Origin of the sequence: Natronobacillus azotifigens, assembly GCF_026805325.1 — a bacterium.
Classification (GTDB): domain Bacteria; phylum Bacillota; class Bacilli; order Bacillales; family Amphibacillaceae; genus Natronobacillus; species Natronobacillus azotifigens.
On sequence record NZ_JAPRAT010000052.1, the window covers coordinates 1 to 6,339 of the forward strand.

Annotated in this window: 5 protein-coding genes; all 5 read right to left on the minus strand. The window is 36.3% G+C overall.

What is annotated here, in order from left to right:
• Positions 1-88: 88 nt before the first annotated feature.
• The 5 genes from OWO01_RS15680 to OWO01_RS15700 all read right to left on the minus strand — a co-directional run bounded on the left by OWO01_RS15680 (position 89) and on the right by OWO01_RS15700 (position 5,900).
• Positions 89-1,942 (minus strand): hypothetical protein, encoded by a 1,854-nt coding sequence (locus tag OWO01_RS15680; RefSeq protein WP_268781412.1) that lies wholly within the window; start codon positions 1,940-1,942, stop codon positions 89-91.
• Positions 1,943-3,229, minus strand: coding sequence for an NAD/NADP octopine/nopaline dehydrogenase family protein (locus OWO01_RS15685; protein WP_268781413.1), 1,287 nt, complete (start codon positions 3,227-3,229; stop codon positions 1,943-1,945).
• 377 nt (positions 3,230-3,606) lie between these two features.
• On the minus strand, positions 3,607-3,795 hold the full coding sequence (locus OWO01_RS15690) for a hypothetical protein (protein WP_268781414.1): 189 nt from the start codon (positions 3,793-3,795) through the stop codon (positions 3,607-3,609).
• Between the two features lie 256 nt (positions 3,796-4,051).
• Positions 4,052-4,930, minus strand: coding sequence for a radical SAM/SPASM domain-containing protein (locus OWO01_RS15695; protein WP_268781415.1), 879 nt, complete (start codon positions 4,928-4,930; stop codon positions 4,052-4,054).
• A 130-nt stretch (positions 4,931-5,060) separates the two neighbouring features.
• Entirely contained in the window at positions 5,061-5,900 is an 840-nt protein-coding gene (locus OWO01_RS15700) for a CAP domain-containing protein (RefSeq protein ID WP_268781416.1), read from the minus strand.
• Positions 5,901-6,339 lie beyond the last annotated feature (439 nt).

Consider the following 6,339-nt stretch of genomic DNA (forward strand, 5'->3'; position numbering starts at 1 on the left):
TCTTTAGGTGTTGAATTTAGAGATTCCAATATTTCACCGAGGATAAAAGAAAAAGCCAACCCTCATTAGGATCGACTTTCCTTCTTTTTTATATATTTTGAAGATTTCGTGATAACTTCTTTAATCGTTCTTTCTCTCGCATTGGTGTATCATCGTTCCAATCATTATAACAATCAATAAATCCATATTCTCCCGCTTTCGTTAACATATCGGGATTTGCATATTGAGGAAGCGTGATTCCTGGTGCAGTCATAATTTTTCGTTCCATCGCTCCTATTAAAGCCTCCGGATCACTCAAACAAGTGAACCACTCACGCTCTGTCATCGAGTCAAAATAATGAGTAGAAAGTTTTGCGATTTCTTTTAACACTATTTTTGCTTCTTCTACTAAGAATGCTTTTCGTTGCGCAACCACATCATGCTCCAAGTATCCTTTTAAATCCGCTTCGTGTTGTTTGAATACGCTACCTGCTTTCCTGACAATTTTTGAACTCTCAATCACATCATCGGCTGTTGCAACATGGCTTGCTTCACAATAGCTAACCAAGTGAATGACACTAGGATCAAAGATCATTTGCAACAATGTTGTTCGAGCTAATTGATATTTTGCAACTTCTAAATCGGTACTAAAATGTTCAATTCCTGCCCGTGCTTCCATAAAGGTATTCGCAGTATTCCCGGCTGGACGAATACTTTCAATCAATTCTTTTGCTGCCGCCATTTTAGCCAAATCAGCATAATCGCCAGTTTCTGCTGGTTTATTAAACTGATGTTGAAAAATCATATCCTCTACCCCATTGTTAAACATAACCGCAGCAATCAGCGCATAATCAACCACAAACAACGTGTCATGAATAAAGCGGGACGACCATTGGTTTGGATCATTCATTTCAACTGGGATACCCTTGGTTGCCAAATATTTCACTGTATCAATATGCTCATAAATCGCGTCACGTACAGACAGTGGACCTCTACCATCCAATTGGCTAAACCAGAAGAGTGAAACAGCTTGATGAGCACCAATTAACATACCTGTATCTAAGCATACATCAACAAATTCTTTTAATTGAAACACGTGAGAGTATGGCTTTACTGATGGGAAATTTCCTCTGCGTGAAGCCAAATAAAGCTTTTCTAAATCTTCTTTATTTTTATACGGTACACCACCATCATTTTTATGTCTCAAAAATGCTTCTTCATTACCAAAATATCGTTGGGACAAATCGGAAGATCCTAATGAAACTTCATCTACAGCTCCCTCTAAAGCTAATTTTTCAATCCCTTGAATAGTTGGTTCAATTGTTTCATCAGGTATTCCAAAGTGTGTTCTGATTAGAGGTATCGCCGATTCTTCGATACGCTTTGGAAAATGAATTAGTGCCGCTTCACTCGGTTTCTCAAGTGGTTTCTCCAATAAATAAGCATCATTTTCAATAACCTCTTGCGCTAACAAATCCAACAATTGGATCTTTTCAGGTTCTGCCTCTTTTACAATTCTGGCAATAATCATTTCACGTTCTGACTCAGCTTGCACTCCAAAGAAATCCATTGTTTCCTCTGTCTTTACACGCACATCTTTATTCGATCCCATTAAATACAACCCATATGTTTGATCCAGTTTCAGCTCACGAATTGCATCTAAAGTCGGATATAGACCTGCAAAGCAAATTTTACGACTTTTATCAGCTAACAATGGAGACGCTTCTAAAAGAAGCATAAATCTCTCTAACTCAAGCAATGCTTTATCCGCACTCAGACGGTAACTCAAGCCAATAAATTCGGGATTCTCCTCCATTAACACACGTATTTTCTCTTGGTCACTCATTGCAGGTGGCAATATTTTATAATCAATACCACCCATTTTCGCTATTTTTCCTGCCTTATGAATCCCAACAGTATGCGGATCTTGGCCTAACGTTAAGCCGATAAATATTCTTTGCATCTATCCCACTTCCTTCTCGCCTACATCCCCGATAATCTTGAAAAACTCTCCTTTTAAATAACGTAAAATATAATCAGTAGACCATTGTTGTAAGTCACGCCAATCATTTGTCTCACAACGATTGAAATGATGCGCATACAAATCAAGAATCACTTTTATTGGACTAACGTCAAGACCTAACCTCTCACCAATTGCCATCATCGGAATCAATCCCGTCGGTATATCTTCTTCTACATAGCGTACTTGAGGAAATGACGTCTGTTGATAAGTCTTAGTTCGCCCAATAGCTTGTTGGAGGCTTTCCCCACTAATTCGTTCAATTCCATAAGAATAATCCAACCAATGCTGTGCTGACAAAATAGCATCATTAATTTCACGTAAGTAATCATGACGGATTTGTCTTAGCATATCAATATTATCATGTTGTTCTTCTTTATCTCGCAAATGATTCATAATAAACTGAAATCGTTCTTCATTTGGATGACCTTCTAAACCAAAGACGGTTAAACCTAGCATATCAGCAATCTTTAATCGAATCTGATCAATTTTTTCTAAATGACTAGCAACTACTTCATTATTCGCAATACCCTCCATATAAAAAGAGTACGGTCTTCCCTCTATAGAGGCTTGATTAATCGCGTCATAATTTAACAAAAACGCCCCTGGATGGAAAATAGATCCAATATTCCCAATCGAAGTCGTTGCTGGGATATGGTTTAATAATGCCTGTGGAAATAATTGAATAAGCATATCAATCTGATATTGTTTAAACTCACCTTCCAATGACATCAACCAACTGCGTTTTCTCCGTTTTATATAAGCCGTTCCATCAGCTGGTGCTTTACACGAGTAAGGGTTTGTGGAAAAACAAACAAACGGATATCCTTCCCCCAATATATCCCACAAATAAGGCACTGCAAATGTTCGGGAAGGAGAAAGAATAATCGGAATTCGTCTCTTTAAAATCCCTGCTTTTTTTAACTGTTTTACAGTTTCTTGTATATAATGGGATGGATGAGCCACGATAATGAAATCTGATTCATGGACCAACTTTTCTAAATCATGACCAACATCATCTTCTTTCAACCGAATCATATGAGCTTCTTCCTGATTCTCGTTATCAGGACGTTCGAGAAAAATTCCTTGTTGTGTATGGACAGCGGCGACAAAGCGCTTTCCGTGAACCGATTCTCTTGCATAACCATAAACCTCATGGCCACTTTCAATAATATCCACTAAATAGGCTCTTCCGGATTGGGAACTCACGGAATGGATACCAATTTTCATGTTTTTCACCTCTACCTATAAAAATTGACTTACGAATGATCTGCCGACTGTGATCTATAACGCACAACAAAAAATAGCTCTGTTCTAAACTCGCTACACCCCTTATGCTCAACATTTTAGAAACCGCTATCATTACTATGAAATCAGTACTTTGAACCTTTTTTTCAAAGTATCGAATTTGATTATAGCACCTCTTCAACCGAAAGGATATAACATTATTTTATTTTTGAAAAATATTTTTGTTCTAAACATATTGACTTATTTTCCGACCTATATTTCGCCCAAAAAAAGACGAGCAATGCATGAAAAACTTCATACATTGCTCGTCACTTCTATATCTTAATCATTATTGGAAAGTAAGCATTTTATCATTTTACTTAGTCTTTTTTTGTTTTAGGTTTTAATGGTGCATCTTTTAGTAATGGATAAGTAATCGCTAGAGCTATTAAACTAATCAATAACACCATCATTAATAGCAAGAGACCATCTACACGAAGAAGAATAGTAAAGTCGATAGTTAGCCATCCACTATAATTAATGAACATACCAATTAATGCTAGTACCATGAAAGACATCATACTTTTTCGAAAACCTAGTCGATAATAAATCGAGAAGTAAAAAAGTAATCCTAAACAAAAAGACTGCAAATACGAGATCAATTGCAAGGTATTTGAAAAAATGATACTCCGGCTCTAAGAAAGTCCCCGGATGAAAGATAAGGACATGCTCATTCATTTGCGATTGGATTGTTAATAGTAAATATTGGGGAATGTTAAGAATAAAAATCATGATACTGATACTTATGTAAGAGAACTGATTACGTTATTTTCCAAAGCGTTGACGATAGCCACACTTTCTGCATAACTCTTCAACAGCTTCTCTACGCGAAAATCCCTCCACCAACGCAGTGGCTCTATCACTTGTAATAATTTCTGAAAAAGGAGCATCATTGATATTACCAAGATCGATAACTCCTTCACCATCTAAGCAACAGGGAACAACCGTGCCATTTGATAAAATTCCTGCTTGATTTCGCAATCCATAACAGAAACCTTTTCCATCGTCTTCTTCTTCATCCAAAGAAGGCCAGACGAATTCATAATCTTGATTAATATAAATCCGTTCTGCGATTTTTATTCCACTTCCCGGTGTAATTTTCTCTTCAATTTTATATGGCAAATCAAATTCCGTTTCAATTTCTTCGAGAATTTGACGGTTTCTTTGCTTTTCCAAGTTGGTACGATTGTCTTGAGAAAGATTCCACAAGCGTAATGAGACAATGAGATTACCGTCGCTCGTTGCTTCACGGACAAAAGAAAGCACATTACTAACATAGGCATCTTTATCAACCGAACCTTCATGACCATCAAAGCTATGAAGAGAAAAATTCATCTGTCTTAGCGCAGATTTATGGAGTAATTGATGCTTCTTTTTCTGAATTAGTGTTCCATTTGTTGTAATATTCACTTGAAACCCTTTTTCTGCACTTATATCCAACAATTGATCCAATTTCGGATGAAGCAACGGCTCGCCTTTCACATGTAAATTAATGTAATCTGTGTATGCCTTAATTTGATCCAAGCGTTTCGAAAAATCTTCTGTAGAAATAAATTGTCTTGCTCTTATTGTTGGAGGACAAAAGCTACAAGCTAAGTTACACACACTTGTAATTTCTAAGTAGAACTTCTTAAACTTTTTCACATCCTATGTCTCCCTTTCGTTCGCTAAAATTACTCACTAACCACGTACTTGTATAGATACCTCGAATGTTTATTTGCATGAAAGTTGAAATAAGGCGGTCTTATTTTTCCTGCTTTGTCAGTAAACAGATTTACTTGCCAATAAATTGTTGTGTCCAATAATGCCCATCTTTCACATAACCAACACCTATATGAGTAAAGGACTGGTTTAAAATATTTGCACGATGCCCTTCACTATCCATCCACGCTCTAACCACTTCCTCGGGTGTTCTTTGTCCGAAAGCAATATTTTCACCAGCAGAAAGATACGTAATACCAAAAATGTTCATCATTTCAAATGGAGAACCATATGTCGGACTATGATGGTCAAAATATTGATTTGTCATCATATCCTTCGACTTTTCACGAGCAACCTCACGTAATTCAGCATTTATTTTTAATGCTGGTAAACCATTTTTTTCTCTTTCTAGATTGGTCAACTCTACTACTCTTATCTCAAACGAAGAGACAGTTTGTTTCGTGTCTTGTCTGGGCTGAGTAGTTTCAGTTTTTTCTTTTGTTGGTTGCTCGGTTTCTGGCGCCACCTCTTGAATAGGTTCTTCTTTCATCTTCTCTTCTATTGGAGCTTTTTCACGTTCTATTATTTCGGCTTTTTCTTTGCTTAACCCAGGTCCTGGATCTGACTTAGGTTCTTGTCCATCCTCTTCAACATCTGATCGTTTATTTTTTTCGGTGTCTACAGAATACTGTCCACTTTCTTCAATAGTACTTTCATCATCTTTTGTCTCTTCAACTTCCTCTAAAATAACAAAACGTTCTAGTTCCTTCTGTTCTTTTAGCAAAAGTTGTACTTCTCTATTTTCTTGAGCACTCACTTCATTGGTAATATGAATGATTTGATCGGAAACGTCCGCCCCACAACCAACCAAAAAAATGAAAAATAACATAGTAAATAAAGTCCATATCCTCATTTATCTTGTCTCCTATTCACGAATTTCACTATTTATCTAGTATATCAAAAGAACTGCTAGAAACAATTGTTAGTTTTTTCTTCATAATTGCTAATCCACTCGTCTTAACGTTGATGATTAAAATAAATACCTATCCAGTAAAAAATGCTTGATGGTCGATAGTTGGACTATTCATATCATATGATTATAGCCTCAATCTACATTTTACTATATAATGGATGTTGACTATAGTCATAAATAAGAAAAGCAAGCAACATGTTATCCTTTGTTTCACGTTGGAAATACCTGTCGAAATTACGGTTAATTCCATAAATTCGAACGATCATATGCTTGCACTTCTAGATTATAAAATATTTTTTAAGAAAGTAGGTTTTTTAAATGACTGAACATAAAAAAACAGTAAAAAATGCACTCGATAAAGCTATGAATGACCACCGCG